Source organism: Herbaspirillum sp. Her4 (assembly GCF_057961335.1).
Genome location: NZ_CM176330.1, coordinates 91,768 through 112,746, shown reverse-complemented (window position 1 = coordinate 112,746; position 20,979 = coordinate 91,768). Strand labels below are relative to the sequence as shown.

24 protein-coding genes are annotated in these 20,979 nt (G+C 62.5%); 8 read left to right on the top strand and 16 right to left on the bottom strand.

Annotation, left to right across the window (positions count from 1 at the left end):
* Nucleotides 1-92: 92 nt before the first annotated feature.
* Nucleotides 93-605 carry a peptidase associated/transthyretin-like domain-containing protein gene (locus ACWFUC_RS00505; RefSeq protein ID WP_034336162.1) on the bottom strand — a complete coding sequence of 171 codons (513 nt, stop codon included), beginning with the start codon at nt 603-605 and terminating at the stop codon, nt 93-95.
* Between the two features lie 19 nt (nt 606-624).
* Nucleotides 625-1,317, bottom strand: a complete 693-nt coding sequence (gene pcaH / locus ACWFUC_RS00500; RefSeq protein WP_034336159.1) for a protocatechuate 3,4-dioxygenase subunit beta — start codon at nt 1,315-1,317, stop codon at nt 625-627.
* Between the two features lie 250 nt (nt 1,318-1,567).
* Between pcaH and ACWFUC_RS00495 the strand changes: the two genes are divergently transcribed.
* Nucleotides 1,568-2,365 carry an IclR family transcriptional regulator domain-containing protein gene (locus ACWFUC_RS00495; RefSeq protein WP_489623808.1) on the top strand — a complete coding sequence of 266 codons (798 nt, stop codon included), beginning with the start codon at nt 1,568-1,570 and terminating at the stop codon, nt 2,363-2,365.
* A gap of 230 nt (nt 2,366-2,595) precedes the next feature.
* On the opposite strand, the gene ACWFUC_RS00490 is transcribed toward ACWFUC_RS00495, so the two are convergent.
* Nucleotides 2,596-3,507 carry a helix-turn-helix domain-containing protein gene (locus ACWFUC_RS00490; RefSeq protein ID WP_121045774.1) on the bottom strand — a complete coding sequence of 304 codons (912 nt, stop codon included), beginning with the start codon at nt 3,505-3,507 and terminating at the stop codon, nt 2,596-2,598.
* Between the two features lie 219 nt (nt 3,508-3,726).
* Here ACWFUC_RS00490 and ACWFUC_RS00485 point away from each other — a divergent pair, with 219 nt between their 5' ends.
* On the top strand, nt 3,727-4,893 hold the full coding sequence (locus ACWFUC_RS00485) for a 4-hydroxybenzoate 3-monooxygenase (RefSeq protein WP_489623807.1): 1,167 nt from the start codon (nt 3,727-3,729) through the stop codon (nt 4,891-4,893).
* Nucleotides 4,894-4,948: 55 nt separating this feature from the next.
* Here the strand turns inward: ACWFUC_RS00485 and ACWFUC_RS00480 are convergent, their stop codons facing one another.
* Entirely contained in the window at nt 4,949-5,269 is a 321-nt protein-coding gene (locus tag ACWFUC_RS00480) for a hypothetical protein (RefSeq protein WP_489623806.1), read from the bottom strand.
* A gap of 216 nt (nt 5,270-5,485) precedes the next feature.
* Between ACWFUC_RS00480 and ACWFUC_RS00475 the strand changes: the two genes are divergently transcribed.
* Nucleotides 5,486-6,064, top strand: a complete 579-nt coding sequence (locus ACWFUC_RS00475; RefSeq protein WP_489623805.1) for a pyridoxamine 5'-phosphate oxidase family protein — start codon at nt 5,486-5,488, stop codon at nt 6,062-6,064.
* A gap of 12 nt (nt 6,065-6,076) precedes the next feature.
* Here ACWFUC_RS00475 and ACWFUC_RS00470 read toward each other — a convergent pair whose 3' ends face one another.
* Nucleotides 6,077-6,937 carry a CPBP family intramembrane glutamic endopeptidase gene (locus tag ACWFUC_RS00470; protein WP_489623804.1) on the bottom strand — a complete coding sequence of 287 codons (861 nt, stop codon included), beginning with the start codon at nt 6,935-6,937 and terminating at the stop codon, nt 6,077-6,079.
* Between the two features lie 145 nt (nt 6,938-7,082).
* Here ACWFUC_RS00470 and ACWFUC_RS00465 point away from each other — a divergent pair, with 145 nt between their 5' ends.
* Nucleotides 7,083-7,961, top strand: coding sequence for an AraC family transcriptional regulator (locus tag ACWFUC_RS00465; protein WP_489623803.1), 879 nt, complete (start codon nt 7,083-7,085; stop codon nt 7,959-7,961).
* Nucleotides 7,962-7,987: 26 nt separating this feature from the next.
* Here the strand turns inward: ACWFUC_RS00465 and ACWFUC_RS00460 are convergent, their stop codons facing one another.
* The gene (locus ACWFUC_RS00460) at nt 7,988-8,419 is read right to left on the bottom strand and encodes a hypothetical protein (protein WP_489623802.1); all 432 of its coding nucleotides are present in this window, start codon (nt 8,417-8,419) and stop codon (nt 7,988-7,990) included.
* Between the two features lie 237 nt (nt 8,420-8,656).
* Between ACWFUC_RS00460 and ACWFUC_RS00455 the strand changes: the two genes are divergently transcribed.
* Complete coding sequence (locus tag ACWFUC_RS00455; RefSeq protein WP_039784031.1) at nt 8,657-9,178, top strand: response regulator; 522 nt, start codon at nt 8,657-8,659, stop codon at nt 9,176-9,178.
* 91 nt (nt 9,179-9,269) lie between these two features.
* Here ACWFUC_RS00455 and ACWFUC_RS00450 read toward each other — a convergent pair whose 3' ends face one another.
* A complete protein-coding gene (locus tag ACWFUC_RS00450; protein ID WP_006461679.1) occupies nt 9,270-9,749 on the bottom strand; it encodes an Lrp/AsnC family transcriptional regulator in 480 nt (159 codons plus the stop codon).
* A 307-nt stretch (nt 9,750-10,056) separates the two neighbouring features.
* Here ACWFUC_RS00450 and mdeB point away from each other — a divergent pair, with 307 nt between their 5' ends.
* Both mdeB and ACWFUC_RS00440 read left to right on the top strand, forming a co-directional pair.
* The gene (mdeB, locus tag ACWFUC_RS00445) at nt 10,057-12,738 is read left to right on the top strand and encodes an alpha-ketoglutarate dehydrogenase (RefSeq protein ID WP_489623801.1); all 2,682 of its coding nucleotides are present in this window, start codon (nt 10,057-10,059) and stop codon (nt 12,736-12,738) included.
* A 161-nt stretch (nt 12,739-12,899) separates the two neighbouring features.
* Entirely contained in the window at nt 12,900-13,658 is a 759-nt protein-coding gene (locus tag ACWFUC_RS00440) for an SDR family oxidoreductase (RefSeq protein ID WP_121045782.1), read from the top strand.
* 88 nt (nt 13,659-13,746) lie between these two features.
* Here ACWFUC_RS00440 and ACWFUC_RS00435 read toward each other — a convergent pair whose 3' ends face one another.
* The gene (locus ACWFUC_RS00435; RefSeq protein WP_034331455.1) at nt 13,747-14,349 is read right to left on the bottom strand and encodes a UbiX family flavin prenyltransferase; all 603 of its coding nucleotides are present in this window, start codon (nt 14,347-14,349) and stop codon (nt 13,747-13,749) included.
* A 22-nt stretch (nt 14,350-14,371) separates the two neighbouring features.
* Entirely contained in the window at nt 14,372-14,683 is a 312-nt protein-coding gene (grxD, locus tag ACWFUC_RS00430) for a Grx4 family monothiol glutaredoxin (RefSeq protein ID WP_039784040.1), read from the bottom strand.
* 161 nt (nt 14,684-14,844) lie between these two features.
* Here grxD and ACWFUC_RS00425 point away from each other — a divergent pair, with 161 nt between their 5' ends.
* A complete protein-coding gene (locus tag ACWFUC_RS00425; protein WP_157845661.1) occupies nt 14,845-14,991 on the top strand; it encodes a hypothetical protein in 147 nt (48 codons plus the stop codon).
* Nucleotides 14,992-15,053: 62 nt separating this feature from the next.
* On the opposite strand, the gene hpf is transcribed toward ACWFUC_RS00425, so the two are convergent.
* The 7 genes from hpf to ACWFUC_RS00390 all read right to left on the bottom strand — a co-directional run bounded on the left by hpf (nt 15,054) and on the right by ACWFUC_RS00390 (nt 20,800).
* On the bottom strand, nt 15,054-15,416 hold the full coding sequence (gene hpf / locus ACWFUC_RS00420; RefSeq protein ID WP_034331451.1) for a ribosome hibernation-promoting factor, HPF/YfiA family: 363 nt from the start codon (nt 15,414-15,416) through the stop codon (nt 15,054-15,056).
* A gap of 152 nt (nt 15,417-15,568) precedes the next feature.
* A complete protein-coding gene (locus ACWFUC_RS00415; protein WP_121045784.1) occupies nt 15,569-17,059 on the bottom strand; it encodes an RNA polymerase factor sigma-54 in 1,491 nt (496 codons plus the stop codon).
* Between the two features lie 117 nt (nt 17,060-17,176).
* Entirely contained in the window at nt 17,177-17,920 is a 744-nt protein-coding gene (gene lptB / locus ACWFUC_RS00410; RefSeq protein WP_134223405.1) for an LPS export ABC transporter ATP-binding protein, read from the bottom strand.
* Between the two features lie 2 nt (nt 17,921-17,922).
* Complete coding sequence (gene lptA, locus ACWFUC_RS00405) at nt 17,923-18,561, bottom strand: lipopolysaccharide transport periplasmic protein LptA (protein WP_034331445.1); 639 nt, start codon at nt 18,559-18,561, stop codon at nt 17,923-17,925.
* 51 nt (nt 18,562-18,612) lie between these two features.
* Nucleotides 18,613-19,221 (bottom strand): LPS export ABC transporter periplasmic protein LptC, encoded by a 609-nt coding sequence (gene lptC, locus ACWFUC_RS00400; protein WP_034331443.1) that lies wholly within the window; start codon nt 19,219-19,221, stop codon nt 18,613-18,615.
* A complete protein-coding gene (locus ACWFUC_RS00395; protein WP_489623800.1) occupies nt 19,218-19,772 on the bottom strand; it encodes a KdsC family phosphatase in 555 nt (184 codons plus the stop codon). Before ACWFUC_RS00395 ends, lptC begins: the two co-directional genes overlap by 4 nt.
* Nucleotides 19,772-20,800 carry a KpsF/GutQ family sugar-phosphate isomerase gene (locus ACWFUC_RS00390; protein ID WP_121045787.1) on the bottom strand — a complete coding sequence of 343 codons (1,029 nt, stop codon included), beginning with the start codon at nt 20,798-20,800 and terminating at the stop codon, nt 19,772-19,774. Before ACWFUC_RS00390 ends, ACWFUC_RS00395 begins: the two co-directional genes overlap by 1 nt.
* Between the last annotated feature and the right edge of the window lie 179 nt (nt 20,801-20,979).

The window sequence follows — 20,979 nt, the reverse complement described above, 5'->3', positions numbered from 1 at the left end:
CATTGCTTGCCCGTCCGGCGCGATCCAACGCAAACGGGATCCGGCAGGCCAAAGCCTGCGGATCCCCTCGCGCGTCACGCCGTAACGGGCGTTCAGGTGTAGTCGAAGAATACCGTCTCGCTCGCGCCCTGCATGTGAATATTCCACAGGTAGCTGCCATCGGCTTGCTTGCGGGCGATCAGGGTGTGGCGGCGGTCAGCCGGGACCTGCTCCAGCAGCGCCGACTGCGCCAGCGCCGGATCATCTTCCAGGAAGACGGCCGTGAACTGGTGCTTGACCAGCCCGCGCGCAAACACGGTCACGTAAGCCACCGGCTTGCCGGCCGGCGCCTGCGGCTGCGAAATCGAAAATGTGAACCCGCCCTCTTCATTGGTGGGCACCCGGCGATATCCGGGAATGGCATGTGAAGTTTCTGCCGCAGCGCTGCCCGGCAGCCAGGCTTCGGCCCAGGCGTCATTGATGGGGACGCCGTCGCCATCGATGATGGCGCCCTTGATCTTGACCTGCGGCGCGCTGCTCTCCACGCGCGAAGTCAGTTCCACGGCCCAAGCCCAGGCTTCGTGCGGGAAGGGGCCGATGGTTTGCGAAGTGGTGATGTTGCTCATGTGGTCTCCTGCCTTGTGTTCAGATGCCCATGGGCGTGGCGTTGCGGCCGCGCAGGACGATGTCGAATTCATAGCCCAGCATCTTGTCGTCCACCGTCTCCTCCAGCGAGAAGCGCGAAATCAGGCGCTGGCGGGCGGCTTCGTCAGGGATGCTCTGGAAGATCGGGTCATAGGCGAACAGCGGATCATTGGGGAAATACATCTGCGTCACCAGGCGCTGCGCATAGACGTTGCCGAACAACGAGAAGTGGATGTGCGCCGGACGCCAGGCCTTGTGGTGATTGCCCCAGGGATACGGACCCGGCTTGATGGAGACGAAGCGATAGCGGCCATTGTCATCGGTAAGCATCTTGCCGAAGCCGGTGAAGTTGGGATCCAGCGGCGCATCGTGCTGGTCCTTCTTGTGGAAGTAGCGGCCGGCGGCATTGCACTGCCAGACTTCCAGCAGGGAATTGCGCACCGGCTTGCCATCTTCATCGAGCACGCGGCCGGTGACCACGATCTTCTCGCCCAGCGGCTCGCCCTTGCCTTGCGCGGTAAGGTCCATGTCATGCGGCAGGATCAGCTTGGGCGAGGCGAACAGGTTGGTGCCGGTGGCGGTCTCGTCGCGCACGCGCAGCGGCGCTTGCGTGGGGCCGCGCTTGGCGGTGGACTTGTACGGGGGATAGATCAGTTCCGGATAGACACCGGGTTCGATGGCATCGAATTGCATGAGGTCTCCTCAGTCGACGGGGTGAATGCGGCGTCGTCTTCGGATTCCTTGCCTGCCGGAATGGGCGAATGGCGCGCCGTGCTTGGGTGTGGACAGATAGTAGGCAAGCCGACCCCCGCTCTCAAGGCCAACGCAGCGCAGCATATCCGCCCTGCGCCCGCTTTGTGCGAGAATCGCACAAATGGCCGATTTTCTGCAGCGAACGGGAAACGGTGCGCATCAGCTTGTTTTATCCACAGGGCAGGGAAGCATGCAGCAAGAACACATCGAAGAAGCGGAAGAGGGCGCAGAGGGCCCTCTCAAGCGTGACCTGGTCGCCGGTCTGGAAAAGGGCCTGCAGGTGATCGAAGCGTTTGACCAGGAGCGCTCGCGCCTGACCATCGCCGAGGTGGCGCAACTGACGGGCCTGACCCGCGCCGCCGCGCGCCGCTATCTCATCACGCTCACGCACCTGGGATACATGCGGCACGACAACAAGACCTTCTCGCTCACGCCCATGGTGCTGCGGCTGGGCCAGTCCTACCTGCATTCGGCGCGGCTGCCGCGCATCGTGCAGCCGCTGCTGTACCGGCTGGCGTATTCGCTGGGCGAGGCGGCGTCCTGCGGGGTACTCGATCACGACCAGCTGGTGTGCGTGGCGGCGGTGAGCGCGGGGCAACTGGTGTCGACCACCTTGCAGCCCGGCACGCGGGTGCCGGCCTACTGCACCGCCAATGGCCGCATCCTGCTGGCCAATCTGCCACCGGCGCAGCTCGATGCCATCCTCGCGCGCGCCCAGCCGGAGGCCATCACCGCCCACACCATCACCGACGTCGAACGATTGGGACTGGAAATCGCGCGCGCCCGCGCACAGGGTTATGCGCTGGTGGACCAGGAACTGGAACTGGGCTTGCGGACCATGGCTGTGCCGGTGCGGAACTTCCGTGGCGAGGTGGTGGCGGCGATGAACATCAGCGTGCATGCGGCCCGCATGAAACTGGAAGACATGGTGGAACGCTGCCTGCCGGCCATGCTGAAGATCCAGGTGGAGCTGGGGGCGCTGCTGTGAGGCTTGGCTGAGTTTCGAAGATGGAGCTGTCATTTTTGTTTTTGCGCCAACTCCGGTGATGCTTCGATACGGCCCTGCGGGCCTACTCAGCCCGAACGGAGGGAGGGTGTGACAAGGAAATGCCTTCTTTCCCCTCGCCTGTCGGATCGATGTTTCACAACCCGTTCGACCTGAGTAGCGGCGAAGCCGCGTATCGAAGGCGCGCTGGCGGTTCCTCAGACCCAGATGTTTTATTCCTCCACATGCGTGCGCCGATATTCCTTGGGCGTCAGCCCCATGTGCCGCTTGAAGAGCCGGCTGAAATACGCCGGGTCTTGAAAGCCCAGTTCATAGGCAATCGTCGAAATGCCTGAGGGCACATAGGTCAGCTTGCGGCAAGCCTCCAGGATCAATCGCTGCTGCGCCAGGTCGAAGGCCGAATGCCCGGCCAGCTTCAGGCACAGGCGATTGAGGCGGCTGGGCGTGATGCGCAGCTTGTCGGCATAGACCGCCACCTGCCATTGCTCCTTGAAATGCTGCTCCACCAGTGCGCGAAAACGGCTGAACAATTCAAAGTCGCCGCGTCCGGACAATTCCGCCGAGCGATGATCCGCTTCCAGCCGCACCAGCAAGAGCATGACGCTGCGCGCCAGCCATTCCAGCATCAGCGTGTGGCCGGTGCGCGGCGCGGCCGATTCGGCAATCAACAGACGCAGCAGCGTCTCCATGCGCTCGCGCAGTTCCGGTACGCGCCCCAGTTCGATGGCCATCGGGCGCAGGAACAAGGGCGAAAACAATTCGCCGTGCCCCTCGCTGCCGCCGGCCGAAAACACCACGTGCGGATCCACCGTCAGCACGAATCCCACGGCCTGTTCCGAGAAATCGAAACCATGTACCAGGGATGGATGGATGGTGATGACCACCGGACCATCGACTTCCCAGACCTCTTCCTCCATCAAGGCACTGACGTGTCCGGACATTAAAAAAAGTACCTGAAAAAGTCCGGCATGGGTGTGCGGTGCAATATGCCAGTCATGCACGCGGCTGCGCGTCTCGATCAGTTCGATGTGCACCGGCTCCGCATCTTCCGGCCGGGAAGCCTCGCCGTACAAGGAAAATTGCGGTACATCGCTGGTGCGCGGTTTGCTGCGGGGCAAGGGCATAGGGTCTCCATCCTGTGCGTTGCGAGGGGGCGGCATGGTTGTGCTCTGTAAAAATAGTACAAGTAATTGGCGAGATCATCCATTTTTTATCAGAACACCACCGTCTAAGATTCTTCTCACACCAAGAACAAGAACAGATCAACTGCCACCCGCTTCGGCTCGCGCCATTGCGCGCCGGGAACGAAAACGGTGCCTGACCTTTACACGGAGACCTCCATCATGCGTACCCAAGTCGCCATCATCGGCGCCGGCCCGGCCGGTTTGTTGCTGTCCCACCTGCTGCACCTGAAGGGCATCGAATCGGTCGTGCTGGAAACCCGCACCCGCGAAGACATCGAATCCACCATCCGTGCCGGCGTGCTGGAGCAAGGCACCATGGACATCCTCAACGAGACCGGCGTGGGCGAGCGCATGAAGCGCGAAGGCGCGCTGCATCACGGCATCGAGCTGGCCTTCGGTGGCCGCCGCCATCGCATCGACCTCACCGAACTGACCGGCAAGGCCATCACCGTCTATGCCCAGCACGAAGTGATCAAGGACCTGGTGGCCGCACGCCTGGCCGCGCAAGGGCAATTGCTGTTCGGTGTGAGCGGCACCAGCATCGAAGGCGTCGAGACCAGCAAGCCGCGCGTGCGCTTCATGCACGAGGGCGAGCAGCATACGCTGGAGGCGGATTTCATCGCCGGTTGTGACGGCTTCCATGGCGTCTCGCGTCCTGCCATTCCGGAAAGCCGCCGCCAGGATTACCAGCGCATCTATCCCTTCGGCTGGTTCGGCGTGCTGGTGGAAGCGCCGCCGTCCTCGGACGAACTGATCTATGCCCAGCATGATCGCGGCTTCGTGCTCATCAGTACCCGTTCGCCAACGGTGCAGCGCATGTACTTCCAGTGCGATCCCAAGGACAGCGTGGACAACTGGAGCGATGACCGCATCTGGAATGAATTCCATAGCCGCCTGGAAAACGGCGACGGCTGGCGCGTCAAGGAAGGCAAGATCTTCCAGAAGGGCATCATCGGCATGCGCAGTTTCGTCTCTACGCCGATGCAGCATGGCCGCCTGTTCCTGGCCGGTGATGCCGCGCACATCGTGCCGCCCACTGGCGCGAAGGGTTTGAACCTGGCGGTGGGTGACGTGAAACGCCTGGCCCAGGGCATCGAGGATTTCTATCGAAGTGCCAGCGAGGAAGGTCTCGCGTCCTACACCGAGCAAGCCCTGAAGCGCATCTGGCGTGCCGAGTATTTCTCGTGGTGGATGACCAGCATGCTGCATACCTTCGACGATGCCTCGCCCTTCCAGCGCCAGATCCAGCGCGCCGAACTGGAGAACGTGGTCAACTCGCGCGCGCTGTCGACGGCGCTGGCGGAGAACTACGTCGGCGCATTCTGATTCACCGCCACCCGTTCTCAGCAAGCAACGATGACGCCCGCGCAAGCGGGCGTAGTCATTGGGAGAGCGTGAGATCGGCAGCTTCGGCCCCCTCATTGCGCCGGCGGGCAAGCAGGCGGTGGCAATGACCGCGCACAAGGTAGAGCGCGGCCCGGGCATAGCAACAGCCACCGGCCCAGGTAGCGACGATGTTGCCGGGATAGCCCATGCCCAGTGCGCGCGCCAGCGCCGACAGCAGGGCGCAGGCCAGCAGCATGAGCCAGGTCCGAGCGTGAGCTTGCAGGCGCAAGGAGCGTGCGTGGAATTGGAGCCGGACTTGCCCGGCATCAAGAGGTGCGGGCAGGGCAATCTGTTTGGGCGACCAGGAGAGTTTCATGCGAGGCTCCGTGTGTTCCCGCCGTGCTGCGGGGCTGACGTGCTGCGATGGACTGCGATCCGGACTGCGATGGGTGATGCGGGTGCAGAATCATGGTGGCACAGCGCTCTGACAATGCACTGACGCCGGCCTGACATGAGCATGTCGTCCCGCGATTGACGCGCGATTCGCGCTGCCCTGAAATCGATTGCATGCGCCAGGCCCTACAATGGCGCCATGAACTTCAACCTGAACTTGCCCGAACTCCACTCTCTGATCTGGGACGAACTGCGTCGCGGTGCCAGCCCGACGCGCTCGCCGTTTACCATCTGGCAACTGGCCACGCTGGGCCTGGATGGCACGCCCCAGTTGCGTTCCATTGTCCTGCGCGAGGCCGATGCGACTGCCGGGTCGCTGTGCTTTCACACCGATCTGCGCTCTCCCAAACTGGCCGAGATTCGGGCCGACGGGCGGGTGGCCATGCTGGCGGTGGACCTCGAGCGCCATCTGCAACTGCGCGTCAACGGCGTGGCTCAGGTGGTGCAGGATGCGGCCCGCGTGCGCGCCATGTGGACGGGGGCCCGGCCACACACGCTGATCCTGTACAAGACACCGCATGCCCCCGGCACGCCTGTTGCGCAACCGGAAGACGCTCACGTGCAGCCGCACGTCAGCAGCGATGGTGTCGAGAATTTTGCGCTGGTGGAAGTGCGGCTGGAGCGCATCGAATGGCTGGACCTGACGCCGGACCAGCATCGCCGCGCCCGCTTCGCGCGCGGGCAGGATCAATGGCAGGGGCAGTGGATCGCGCCGTGAGGCGAGCGCGACTCAGGCCAGCGCCGGATAGGTGAACGCGAGGAAGTGCACCGCATTGAGCGTGAAATGCAGCAGGATCGGTGCCTCGATCCGTCCGCTGCGCTGGAACACCCACGCATAGCCGAGGCCGGCCAGCCCGGCAATCGCCGCATAGGTCATGCCGCCCCCGAGATGCGCGGCACCGAAGAGCAGTGCCGACGCCGTCAGCGCCAGTCCGTTACCGCTACGCATCCCCTGCAAGGCGGATTGCAGACGCTGCTGGATCACGCCACGGAAAAAGGCTTCCTCGGCCACCACGGTCAACAGCAGGTTGATGGCCAGGAACTCCATCGTGAAGCCAGGCCACTTCAGTGCCGGCTTGACCAGACCTGTCAACCAGCCCACGCCCATCACCAGCACGATCGTCGCGAGGCCCGGCAGCAGCGTCCTGGCGATGGTCTCGCGCCATTCCCGCCACGCATGGCAGCGGGGGGCCAGCAGCGCCAGCAACAGCAGTCCGGCACTCCCTTTGTCGAGATTGGCGAACAGCATGAAGGGCCGCGCCTCCGCAGTGATGGCCGCTGACGGGATCACCAGCACGTTGTGGAAGCCGGGCCAGCGATGCAAGGCCAGCAGCAGCGCGAGCAACAGCGTGAACGCCAGCAGACTGCGGCGTTGCCATGCGTGTGGCGCATGGGTCGTGCCCCGGGCAGCGAACCCCAACAGGACGATGCCCGCGACGGCGATGGCATCGAGCTGGCCGTCATGCAGTCCCAGCGCGAGGGCCAGCACCAGCAGCGGCAGCCAGGGCGCGAGGGATCGGCCAGCAGGCAAGGGCAGGGCGGGCAACCAGACGCTGCAGATCGCCAGCATCAAGAGGAGAGCGGAAGGCATCGGATAAAAAGGCGGAACGCGACGAAGCCCGTGTTTTAACATGACGGCCATCGAGACTGCCAGAGGTTCTGATGACGATGCGCAATTTCGGTCAGGATTTGTGGCGCGCTTTCTTGCACAGTACGTCCCGTGAACCGAGGAACCGATGAACGACGACCGCAAAACCAGCAGCCAGGCCCGCTATCAAGCCCGATTCGAGCGCGTGCTCGACCATATCGAGGCGCATCTCCATACGCCCTTGGAGATGGAGCAGCTGGCGGCCGTCGCGCATTTTTCGCGGTTCCATTTCCAGCGGCAATTTGCCGATTTCACCGGCGTCGGGGTGGCGCGTTACATCCTGCTGATGCGCCTGAAGCATGCCAGCCTGCAACTGGCCTTCCAGCCGCAGCGGCGCATCATCGACATCGCCCTCGAAGCCGGTTTCGAAAATCCGGAATCGTTTACGCGCGCTTTCAGGAGTGCCTTCGGCCAGTCGCCCTCGCAGTTCCGGCGCACACCCGACTGGCCCTCCTGGAACGAGCGTTTCGTGTTCCGCATCCCTGAAAGGAAAGTGGACGTGCAAGCCGAGATCGTCAACGTCGAATCCATCCGCATCGCCATGCTTACGCATCGCGGTCCCGTCAATCAGCTCAATGGCACCGTCGGGCAGTTCATCGACTGGCGCAAGGCCACGGGCCTGTCACCGGTGGAGCGCTGCCGTACCTTCGGTCTGGCCTGGGACAATCCCGATACCACACCCCCGGAGCAATTCCGGTTCGGCATCTGCGGCGAGGTGGAAGGGGACGTGCCGGACAATCCGCAAGGCGTGGAAGCCTTCCTGATTCCCGGCGGGCGCTGCGCCCGCATAAGGCATGCAGGCGCGCATGACCGGCTGGGCGAGAGCATCTATCCGCTGTATCGCCAGTGGTTGCCGGAGAGCGGGGAGGAGCTGCGGGATTTCCCGCTTTACTTCCACTACCTCAACCTGCTGCCCGATACGCCGCCAGGCGAGCTGCTGACCGATATCTACCTGCCCCTGAAATAGGGGCGTTAAAGGAAAGGGAAGAAACTTCACGCCAACAGGGCGCGCGAGAAGTGCGCCATCTGGTGCGTGGGCACCAGCAGCGGGACGAAGGAAGCTTCGTTCACAGCGAGCCAATAGGACAGGTGCGGGTTGGCATCGAAGCCATAGTTGTTGCCGTCGAGCTGCCAGAAGCGGGGCACGGCCAGTGGCGGTGGTAGCCGATGCTTGAGCTGATCCAGGCGGGCCAGGCGCTGCGCACAGGGTTCGAAGCGGGTCAGCGCGGCAGTCTCTCCACCGGGTGAAAAACCCGCCGTGGCAAACCAATCCAGCAGCATGCGCGGATGCGCATGCAGGCTGGCCCAATCATGCATGGCATTGGCGCGCTGGGTCACCAGGCGCGTGCAACCGCTGACATACAGCTCGACCTTGCCCAGCAAGGCAGTGGGGACAGGGACTCGGACTTTGGCAAACGGCAGCATCGGCGGGGGGCTTCCTTGGTGCGGAGATGGGCGGATCCGGGTGGAGCGGATCATTGAGGTTGTCACTGTAGCCATCCTGTGCGGGGCTGGCGATCGGGGAAATCCTGACGGCGCGTCAGCCAGCAGATTGGCGGCGGTCAGGAATTTCCCGATGCCGCAGTGGTCATCACTCCTGTAAAACGTTTGCTGTAGCCATCCCGTGGCTTGTGCACTTCTTACAGGACTGTCCCCCACAGCATGAGCTTTCCCAGCATCATCATGATCGACCCCAGCCAGGAGGCCGCTGAACTGGCGCGCTTCGCCTTGTGGCGTGCCGGCTTGCATTGCGCCTTCCGTGCGTGTCCTGACCTGGCCACGGCGCGCCGCTGCCTGCTGCAGGGACGCCGCCAGGGCGATGACATTGCACCCAGCCTGATCCTGCTGGAGTCCGACATGGAATGCGGCGAGGGCCTGCAGCTGCTGCGCGAGTTGCGTGCCAGCAAGCATCTGGCTGATGCGCCGGTGGTGGTCTTCCCTTCCTACGAAACCGAGGGCGAGCGCGAGGCGCTGGCCGCCGGCGCGACCGAATACCTGCCCAAGCCGGTCGATGGCGAACACTATGCGCAGTGTGTGGTGGAGATGGTGGAGCGCTGGTGCGATGTCAGCGAGGCCGCGGCACCGTTGTCCGCAGACGTGATGCGCGATGCGCTGGCCGGTCTGCCCGGGCATCCGCAGCGGCGCCAGGAAGATGGCTCTCCGCAAGGCGGGCGCTCACACTGAACTGCGTGCAGCAGCTTGGCGTAAAAACAAACAAAGGGCCGGAAGGCCCTTTTTTCCGCCATGGCAGCGCAGGCGCGATTTTGCTTTCAGCTCAGCGCCGCGTCTTGATCTTGGGCGTGGGCAGGGCGGTCTTGTACTTGATCTGCTTGAGCGCAAAGCTGGAGCGGATGTTCTTGATGCCGGGGATCTTGGTCAGGTGGTCGACGATGAAGTGCTCCAGCGTCAGCAGGTCCGGCACCACGATGCGCAGCAGGTAATCCTCGTCGCCGGTCATCAGGTAGACTTCCATGACTTCATCGAAGGCACTCACGGCCGTTTCGAACTGGGCCAGTGCTTCGGCACCCTGGCGCTCCAGGATCACCTTGACGAACACGTTCACCTTCAAGCCCAGCAGGTGCGGATCGGCCAGCGCCACATAGCGCGAGATGATGCCTTCGGTTTCCAGGCGCTTCACCCGGGCCAGGGTCGGCGAGGGCGAGAGGTTGATGCGGCTGGCCAGCTCCAGATTGCTGATCGAACTGTTCTCCTGCAGGATGTTCAGGATGCGCAAATCGGTGGTGTCGAGTTCCATTATCGAAATTTAATTCTGTCAGTTTCAGTTTCGCAGCACTGGATGCTGAATATTGTACGGCAACTTCCAATTTTAAGTGACTCATGCCGGGGCATCCGGCGTATCGTAAGCCGGTGGTTCCATCACACAGCTGGCCCTCAACGACAACAAGACCGAAAAGGCGTCGGGCGCGGGGAGACGGATGGCGCGGCCTGTGTTTTACCGGCTTTTTGTCTCTTTGCATAGCAGCGATTGCAGTGCCGGCATGTTTTGTGCTGACTGCAGGCGAGCGACCCGGCGCGCCCAGACAGGAGAACAGGAAGTGGACATGTCCCGCCCCAGTGACAGCGATATCCCGCAGGATATCGACCTCGATGCCCAGGAAACCCAGGAGTGGCTGCAAGCGCTGCAGAGCGTGCTGGCCGAAGCCGGCCCGGAACGCGCGCGCTTCCTGCTCTCGCGGCTGTCGGCGGCGGCCCAGCAATGGGGCGTGAACTGGCGCGATGCGCGCAATACGCCCTACGTCAACACCATCCGGCCTGAACAGGAACCGCCTTTTCCCGGTGGGTCGGACGCGCAGGCCATCGAGGAACGCATCGCCAGCATCATGCGCTGGAATGCGCTGGCCATGGTGGTACGCGCCAACCGCGCCTACGGCGAGCTGGGCGGACACATCGCCAGCTTTGCCTCGGCGGCGGACCTGTTCGAAGTCGGTTTCAATCACTTCTTCCGTGCGCGCGATGCGCAGTTCGCGGGCGACGTCGTCTACTTCCAGCCACACTCCGCACCCGGCATTTATGCGCGCGCATTTCTCGAAGGTGCATTGAGCGAGGAAGACCTGGCCTACTATCGCCGCGAGATCGAGGCCAAGCGCGTGGGACGGCAGGGACTGTCGTCCTATCCGCATCCCTGGCTGATGCCGCATTTCTGGCAATTCCCTACCGGCTCCATGGGCATCGGTCCCATCAATGCCATCTACCAGGCGCGCTTCCTGCGCTACATGGAGCATCGCGGCCTGCTGCAGGATCAGGGACGCAAGGTGTGGGGCGTGTTCGGCGATGGCGAGATGGATGAGCCCGAGTCACTGGCCGCACTCTCGCTGGCCTCGCGCGAGAAGCTGGACAATCTGATCTTTGTGGTCAACTGCAACCTGCAGCGGCTCGATGGTCCGGTGCGCGGCAATGGCCACATCGTCGATGAACTGGAAACGCTGTTTGCCGGTGCCGGCTGGAACGTCATCAAACTGCTGTGGGGCTCGGACTGGGATGGCCTGTTTGCGCGCGACAAGGACGGTGAACTGGTCGATGCCCTGAACCGCACGGTGGACGGGCAATTGCAGACCTTCGCCGCCAATGATGGCGCGTTCAATCGCCAGCATTTCTTCGGCCAGACCCCGGGCACGCGTGCCATCGGCGCCACCCTCACCGATGAGGAAATCAATCGCCTGCGCCGTGGCGGCCATGACATGAAGAAGATCTTCTCGGCCTATCAGGCAGCGGCCAGTCATCGCGGCCAGCCCACGGTGATTCTGGCGCAGACCAAGAAGGGGTACGGCATGGGCGCGGCGGGCGAGGGCAAGATGACCACGCACCAGCAGAAGAAGCTCGATGAAGAGAGTCTGATGCAATTCCGTGACCGCTTCAAGCTGCCGCTGAGCGATGAGCAATGCCGTGAGCTGGCTTTCTACAAGCCGGCCGATGACAGCCCGGAGATGAAGCACCTGCATGCACGCCGTGCCGCACTGGGCGGCTACCTGCCGCGCCGCCATGCGGGCGATGCACGGCGTACCGTGCCGCCGCTGGAGGCGCACAGCAAGTTCGCGCTGGAAGCCGACGGCAAGGAAATGTCGTCCACCATGGCGCTGGTACGCCAGCTCGGCAACCTGTTGAAGGACAAGGACTTCGGCCAGTATGTGGTGCCCATCGTGGCCGATGAGGCGCGCACCTTCGGCATGGCCAACCTGTTCCGCCAGGTCGGCATCTATTCTTCGCAGGGGCAGTTGTATGAGCCGGAGGATATCGGTTCCATTCTCTACTATCGCGAGGCCAAGGATGGCCAGATTCTGGAAGAGGGCATCACCGAGGCGGGGGCGATTTCCTCGTGGACGGCAGCGGCCACCGCGTATTCGGTGCATGGCACGCCGATGCTGCCGTTCTACATCTACTACTCGATGTTCGGTTTCCAGCGCATCGGCGACCTGATCTGGGCGGCGGCGGACCAGCGTGCGCGCGGCTTCCTGATCGGTGCCACCTCCGGCCGCACGACCTTGGGCGGCGAAGGACTGCAGCACCAGGACGGCAACAGTCTGGTGACGGCCGCATCGATTCCCAACTGTGTGTCCTATGATCCGGCCTATGCCTATGAGCTGGCGGTGATCCTGGATGAGGGTATGCGGCGCATGATGGAACGCGGCGATGACGTCTTCTACTACATCACCGTCACCAACGAGAACGAGGCCCAGCCCAGTCTTCCGGACGGCGTGCAGGAGGGCATCCTGCGCGGCATGTACTGTCTCGGCCGCAAGCCCGGGGCGCCAGTGCGGCTGCTGGGTTCCGGCCCCATCCTCAAGGAAGCCGTGGCGGCGGCTGCGCTGCTGCAGCAGCACTGGCAGATCGAGGCCGAGGTGTGGAGCGTGACCAGCTATACCGAACTGGCGCGGGATGGCGTGGCGGCACAACGCGCACAGCGCTTGTCGGGCAGCGATGGCCAGCCCTATGTCACAGCGCAATTGCAGGGCAGTGTGGCGCCCGTGATTGCGGTCAGCGATTACATCCGTACCTTGCCCGAGAGCATTCGCGCCTTCGTGCCGGCACCTTATGTGACGCTGGGGACGGACGGGTTTGGCCGCAGTGATACGCGGGTGAATTTGCGGGACTTCTTCGAGATCGATGCGCGCTGGATTGCCTATACGGCCTTGTGTGAAGTATGGGTCGATGAACGTGCGCGGCTTGAAGAAGCAGCGCGTACATTGGGTATCGATACGAACAAGCCCTTGTCGTCCTCAGTATGAAGTGGAGCGATACATGAACGGCGGCCAGCCGGATTGAAAATCTCTCATCTGGCCCGACGCCGTGTTTGTTATAGTGAAACCGCCCGTGCATCACGGGCGGTTTTTTTATGGCTCCGTGATGCGCATCGTCCATGAACTACAGTGAGTGAGGAGTACACACGATGGCTGCACCCAAACGTATCGCGCTGGTGACCGGCGCAGGTTCCGGCATTGGCCGGCAGATCACGCTCGCGCTGCTGCGCGAAGGCTATGGCGTCGCCCTGGCCGGACGCCGCCAGGATGCGCTTGAAGAAACCGTCAAGCTGGCCGGCGAACATGGTGCCAACGCGCTGGTGGTGGCGGCCGACGTGACCGATCCGGCCTCGGTGAAGCAGCTCTTCGCCAGGACCCGCGAGCGTTTCGGACGGCTGGACCTGCTCTTCAACAATGCCGGCATCTTTGCGCCGCCGGTGTCGCTGGAAGAACTGAGCGTGGAGCAGTGGAAGGCGGCGGTGGACATCAACCTGACCGGCGTTTTTCTCTGCACTCAGGAAGCCTTCCGCATCATGAAGGATCAGTCGCCGCGCGGCGGGCGCATCATCAACAACGGCTCGATCTCGGCGCATGCACCGCGCCCGTTCTCGGCCTCCTATACCGCCACCAAGCATGCCATTACGGGGCTGACCAAGGCCACCTCGCTGGATGGCCGCGCCTATGACATCGCCTGCGGGCAGATCGATATCGGCAATGCCTCCACCGACATGACTACGCTCATGAAGAAGGGCACGCTCCAGGCTGATGGCTCGACCAAGGTCGAACCGACCATGGATGCCGAACACGTGGCCCGTGCCATCCTCTACATGGACAGCCTGCCGCTGGAGGCCAATGTGCAGTTCATGACGGTGATGGCGACCAAGATGCCGTATATCGGGCGGGGGTGAGCCGGTTTATATTCGCCAGATGAAGAAATGGCCGCAGTGATGAGCTGCGGCCAATTTTCTTTGCCCGAACGTGATAAGGGTTAACGCATCACTCAGTCCCGCCCTTCATGCCCTTCCACTCCGGCGTCAACTGCATTGAAATCCCGAACATGTCCAGCACGCGTCCCAGCGTGTGGTCCACCATCTCTTCCATGGAAGCAGGGCGCTGGTAGAAGCCGGGCAGGGGCGGGAAGATCACGCCGCCCATTTCGGTGACGGATGTCATGTTGCGCAGATGGGCCAGATTGAACGGGGTCTCACGCACCATCAGCACCAGCCGGCGGCGTTCCTTGAGCACCACATCCGCTGCGCGGGTGATGAGGTTGTCGGACAGACCATGCGCCACGGCGGCCAGGGTCTTCATCGAACAGGGCGCCACCACCATGCCGGTGGAGGCGAAGGAGCCGCTGGCGATGCAGGCGCCGACATCGCGCACGTTGTGCACCACATCGGCCAGCGCTTCTACATCCTTGCGCCGCATGTCCAGTTCCTGATGCAGGTTGAGTACACCCGCTTCGGACACCATCAGGTGCGTTTCCACCTGGCCATGCTTGCGCAGATGCTCCAGCAGCCGCACGCCATAGATGGCACCGGTGGCACCGGTGATCGCAACGATCAGGCGCTGGCGCGGCTGGCTGGAAGAACTGCTCATGAGTCAGTCAGGCAAGTAAAACTCAGCCCTTGATCAGGGTCTGCAGTTCGCCGGACTCGTACATCTCGGTCATGATGTCGGAGCCGCCGACGAATTCACCCTTCACGTACAGCTGAGGAATGGTCGGCCAGTTCGAGTATTCCTTGATGCCCTGGCGCACGTCCGGGCTTTCCAGCACGTTGACGGTGACGATGTTCTCGGCACCGCTGGCCTTCAGCAGCTGGATGGCCTTGCCGGAAAAGCCGCATTGGGGGAACTGTGCAGTGCCCTTCATGAACAGCACCACGGGGTTTTGGGTCACGGTTTCTTTGATCCAGGATTGGACGTCGCTCATGGCTGTGCCTTTAAAAATGGGATTGCCCGACATTATAGGGAAAAGCCGGCGGGCGCGTTGAAATCGCCTGCATGCTGGTGGCCTGTCTGAACGGGCAAAAAATTGCATCGAGGAAATGATTTATATCGTATGCAAATTCTTGTGTCGAAGATGAGGGTGCCGTGAAGACATTCAAGCCGTCCCTTGCATCATCGTCAGCAGCGGCGGTGGAAAAGTTGCTTTACGCAATGATTTATATCTTTTCCACAGGCTTGGCCAGTTCGGCGGCCGCAAATGAAAAAGGGCGCTTGCGCGCCCCTTCCTCATGAAATTCGGCTGGCTTTCTCAGCAGCCTTGCGGCTGCGAGGTGGCTTGCCGAGGGTGTCCTGGCTTATGCCGCTCCGGCCACCGCATCCTCCGGCGTTTCGTCCGGCAGGCGCTTGGCCATGGAGTGATGCTCCTGCAACTTGTCCTTGTGCTTGATGACCTGGCGATCGAGCTTGTCGATCAGCGTGTCAATGGCAGCGTAGAGGTCGTGTGCGATGCTTTCCGCATGTAGATCCTTCCCCTTGATGTGGACGTTGATTTCCGCTTTTTGGCGCTTTTCCTTTTCTGTGAGTTTATCTACGCTCAGGATCACGCTGACGTCGATCACGTTGTCGAAATGGCGCTTGATACGCGAGAGCTTGCTTTGCACGTATTCCCGGATGGCGGGGGTCAGTTCGAGGTGGTGTCCACTGATGGTCAGATTCATACAAGACTCCTATCGTGAAGTCACTGGAGGTTCGTGCAATCGATCCTGCTGCAGCTGTACCACGGGCACGGTCTTCGTGTCGGATGGCGCGGGCATCAGTCGGATGCTTGCCTGAACACAGCAACGGTACTGCAGAAAAACTGAGGAAAAACTCAGAGGGACTTGCGGAGATTGACCGGCGGAATCTTCAACACTTCGCGGTATTTGGCGACTGTGCGTCGCGCGACCACCATGCCTTGTTCTGCCAGCATATCCGCAATCTTGCTATCGGATAATGGGGTCTGCGGGTTCTCGGCTCCTATCAACTGTTTGATCAGCGCCCGTATCGCGGTGGAGGATGCTTCACCTCCGGTTTCAGTCGCGACATGGCTACCGAAGAAGTATTTCAACTCAAACATTCCATGCGGAGTGAGCATGTATTTCTGAGTCGTCACGCGAGAGATGGTGCTCTCGTGTAGACCCAGTGTATCAGCAATTTCACGCAGCACAAGGGGGCGCATGGCGACTGCCCCATGTGAAAAGAAGTTTCTTTGACGTTCCACAATAGCCTGCGCGACGCGCAAAATTGTATCGAAACGTTGCCGCATGTTCTTGATGAGCCACTTGGCTTCCTGCAACTGCGACGACAGCGAACCTTCTCCCTTGGCTTGCTTCAATGCACTGGCATACATCGCATTGACGCGCAGCTTGGGCATGACCTCATGGTTGAGCATGACCTGCCAGCCGTTCTTTGTCTGCTTGACAATCACGTCCGGCACCACATAGTCCGAGGCATCACGCGCGAATTCCGCACCCGGATGCGGACGGCACTGGCGGATCACGGCCTGCGCTTCACGCAGGTCTTCGTCATCGCAATCCAGTGCCTTCTTGATCTTGTTGAAATCGCGTTGTGCAAACAGCGGCAGGTAATCCTCCACGATCCTCAAGGCCAGCTTGCGCGTCACGAAGGGAATCTTGGGCAGGCGGCGGATCTGCAGGGCCAGGCATTCGCCGGCACTGCGCGCACCGACACCCGCCGGGTCCAGGCTCTGCAGCAGCTTGAGCGAAATCGACAGCTCTTCCATGTCGATGCCCAGCTCTTCGGGCAGGCGCGCGTGGATGTCTTCCAGCGGCTCTTCCAGATAGCCGCTCTCGTCGAGCGCATCGGTGAGCAGTTCCAGCAGCGCACGATCACGCAGGGTGCGTGCGGTCACGCGGATCTGTTCCAGCAGGTGTTCGCGCAGGGTCAGTTCGTGCGCTTCGAGTTGTGGACGGGCATCGTCATCGTCTGGCGACTTGCCGCTGCGCGCGACGTCGTCGAAGCTCCAGTCGGCATCCCCCGTGACACCGGCTTCCGGCGCGTTGTCCTGGTAGTCGAAGCTGGAATCGCCATCGCTGGCGGCCGGGGCCGCTTCGCCGCTGCCTTCGTGACTGGTTTCGGCAACGCCGCTGGAGGGCGAACTGGAGACCGCGCCATCGGCCAGCAGACGTACCGAATTGTCGAGCGCGTCGTCGAGGCGTTCCAGCAGGGGATTGTCGGAGAGGATCTGTTCCAGTTCCTGGTGCAGTTCCAGCGTCGACAGTTGCAACAGTCTGATCGACTGCTGCAGTTGCGGCGTCAATGCGAGGTGCTGCGAGGTACGTAACTGGAGCGACTGTTTCATCTGTCTTTCTGAAAGCGGCGTGGCCCGCTGGTTGCTCTGCCGGTCGTTGCGTATTGCGTATTACGTGATGCGCACTCTGTATTTCTTCAAGCGTATCGGGCAAGCCGACTGCACCGCTTACATGCGGAAATGCTCGCCCAGATACACGCGGCGCACCGACTCGTTGGCGATGATCTCTTCCGGATTGCCGCTGGCCAGCACCGTGCCCTGGTTGATGATGTAGGCGCGATCACAGATGCCCAGCGTTTCGCGCACGTTGTGGTCGGTGATCAGCACGCCGATGCCGCGTTCCTTCAGGAAGCGCACGATGCGCTGAATCTCGATCACGGCAATCGGGTCGATACCGGCGAACGGTTCATCCAGCAGCACGAAGCGCGGATCGGTGGCCAGTGCGCGGGCGATCTCGACGCGCCGGCGTTCACCGCCCGAGAGCGACAGCGCCTGGCTTTCGCGCAGCTTCTCGATCTGCAATTCGTGCAGCAGGTTGTTGAGGCGGCCTTCGATTTCATCGCGCGAGAGCGGCTTGCCCTCTTCCCGGCGCAGTTCCAGCACGGCGCGGATATTGTCTTCCACCGTCAGCTTGCGGAATACCGAGGCTTCCTGCGGCAGGTAGGACAAGCCCATGGTGGCACGCTTGTGGATCGGCATGCGCGAAATGGACGCGCCATCGAGGTCGATCTCGCCACCATCGGAAGGCACCAGTCCCACGATCATGTAGAACGAGGTGGTCTTGCCGGCCCCATTGGGGCCGAGCAGGCCGACCACCTCGCCGCTGCGCAATTCCATCGAGACATCGCGCACTACCTGGCGCGCGCCATAACTTTTCTTCAGGCCGCGAACGACCAGCGAGCTGACTGCCATCGTTACTGATCCTTTCCGCTGTCGCGACGCGTTGCAGGCTGCGCGGCGTTGTTCTTGCCCGCGGGCTGGGCCGACGGGGTGGCCGGCGCGGTGCTGCCTGCCGGCGGCGGATTCTTGGGCTGGATCACCGCAGTGATGCGGCCTGCGCCCGGCTTGCTCTCGCCGGTGGCGGTGTTGTTCACGGAATAGAATTCGGCGCGGCTGTCGTAGGAGATGAATTCGCCGTTGACTTCATCGGTGATGCGATCGCCGTCCATGCGCTGGATGTGCGCGCGCTGGAACAGCTTGGAGATTTCGGTCTGCTCCGAATACTCGATGCGCTCGGCCTGGCCTTCGATCCACAGGTTGGGACCGCCGTCACGCTTCTGGCGGAAGTTGGCCAGCGCGCCCGGGGCCGCATACAGCACCGCATTTTCATAACCGTACTGGTCGGTCGTCAATACCACGCGGCCGGCCTTGATGATCAGCGTGCCGCGGGTCATGACCACGTTGCCGGTAAAGGTCTTCACCTGGCGCACGTCATCGTAGACCATCTGGTCTGCCTCGATGTTGGTCGGCTTGGTGGAGTCCGCCTTCTCGGCGTTGGCCACGCCGCACACGGCAGCCAGCATCAGCATCGGCAGTAAGAATGAGCGTTTCATTGGGTTCCTGTCTGATCGGTTCTTGGCGTTTTTATCCCGGAGTCATCCGGCTTAGCGTTTCTTCGGAGTGGGCTCGTAATAGCCGCGGACATTGCCGAACAGCTGCACCACCTGGGTCGCATTGTTGGCCACCATGCCCACGCCGTTCAGGCGCGTGGTGCCCATGGTCATGGCCACCGGCTTGTCGGTCTTGACGATTTCATCGTCAGGCAACAGCAGCAGGTATTCCGAGACCAGGTGCATCTGCTCGCGGCCCTTGTAGGGCGCGCGGATGGCATTGGCGTTGCCGTACATGTGGATCTGTGTCTGGTCGTCGGTGACGCGCGCGGTATCCGAGTAGAGCTCCATCGGTGCCTGGTTCTGGTCCAGGTTGTGCACCACCGGCTTGGTGATCTCGAAGGAGTCATCCGTGGGGTAGTGCACCATCTTCGTTCCCGCAACGTCATAGCGCGGCAGACCGGTCGGGCCCATGCGCACGTAGTTGAAGTTTTCCAGGTAGTAGTCGGGTTTGCCGCGCGGGCGCTGCGCCGGTTGCTGGTCGCCCGCAGCCCGCATGGCCTGCATCACCCAGAAGCTGCCCAGGGCGCCGGCGATCAGGATCACCAGGATCACCGCCAGGCGGATGCGCTCGGCGTTGCGTTCTCCGCTGCGCCCGCTCATGCCAGGTACGGCGCGAGGGCCGCCTCGTAGTTGCCTTGTGCTGCCAGCACCAGGTCGCAGATCTCGCGCACGGCACCATGGCCGCCGCTGGCCTGGGTCACGTAGTCGCTGCGCGACTTCACCTCGCGATGGCCGTTGGCCACGCAGGCCTTGAATCCGACGCGGGTCAGTACCGGCAGGTCGATGATGTCGTCGCCCAGGTAGCCGCAATCCTGCGGCGTCAACTGCACCTGCAGCAGCAGCTGTTCGAAGGCCTGGCGCTTGTCGTGGATGCCCTGGAATACATGGGCGATGCCGAGATCGCGCGCACGGCGCAGCACATAGGGCGACTGGCGCGCGGTGATGATGGCGGCAGCGGTGCCGTATTGCTGCATCATCTTGATGCCGTGGCCATCGAGCGCGTTGAAGCGCTTGAAGGCCTCGCCATCCTCGCCGTAGAACAGGCCGCCATCGGTGAGCACGCCATCCACGTCGAAGATCATCAGGCGGATCGCCGCCGCCTTGGCGAGCGCGGCAGCGGGCAGGGTGCTGGCGAAGGCTGGCGCGTTCATCAGATCACCTTGGCGCGAGTGAGATCGTGGATGTGCAGCGCGCCCGTGAGCACGCCGGCCGCATCGGTAACCAGCAGCTGGTTGATGCGGAATTGTTCCATCAATTGCACGGCATCCACGGCCAGCTGGTCCTGGTTGACGGTCTGCGGATTGGCATGCATGACGTCGGCGATGTAAAACTTGGAAAAGTCCTGGCCACGCTCCAGCAGGCGGCGCAGGTCGCCGTCGGTGAAGACGCCGACCGGGCGGAATTGCTCATCCACCACGGCGGTCATGGCCATGCCCTTGCGGGTGATTTCCATCAGCGCTGCCGACAGCGACACGTCCGGGCGCACGGCGGGAATGGCTTCGCCGCTGCGCATCACGTCGCGCACGTGGGTCAGCAGGCGGCGGCCCAGTGCACCACCGGGATGGGAGCGCGCAAAATCTTCCTCGACGAAGCCGCGCGCATCCAGCAGCGACACCGCCAGCGCGTCGCCCATGGCCAGCGTGGCCGTGGTGCTGGCGGTCGGGGCCAGGTTGAGGGTGCAGGCTTCCTGCGCCACGCCCACGTTGAGGTGGACGGCGGACAGCTTGGCCAGGGTGGACTGGTCATTGCCGGTCATGGCGATGATCACCGCACCCATGCGCTTGACGATGGGCACGATGGCCAGCAGCTCGGCCGTTTCACCGGAATTGGAAATGGCAATGAAGACATCGCGCGCCGTCACCATGCCCAGGTCGCCGTGCGCGGCTTCGGCCGGATGCATGAACAGCGAGGGGGTGCCGGTAGAGGCCAGGGTGGCGGCGATCTTGCGGCCGACATGGCCGGACTTGCCGATCCCCGAGACCACCGCACGTCCCTCGCATTGCAGCAAGGTCTGCACGGCAAGTGCCAGGGGGTCGGCGCTGTCGTCGCGCAGGCGGTCTTTCAGGGCCAGGATGGCATCGGCTTCGATCTGCAGGGTCTGGCGTGCCAGTGCGATGGCACGGCGGGCAGCCCCGGCCGAAAAAGATGCAGGCGTGGTTTTGTCATCGGTTACACTCATAACCGAAGTATAAACGAATTAGCAAAGCAAAAAACTTGCCAGATGTAAGGGAATGCTGCCGGATTTGACGTGATATGCAGCGTTGCATCGCGCCGCAGCACCGCTGCCACGGGGGATTTCCGGCCATTGCCGGGATGGGGCATGGCATTGCAGCAAGCGCGGAGGGTTCACGGTCGCAC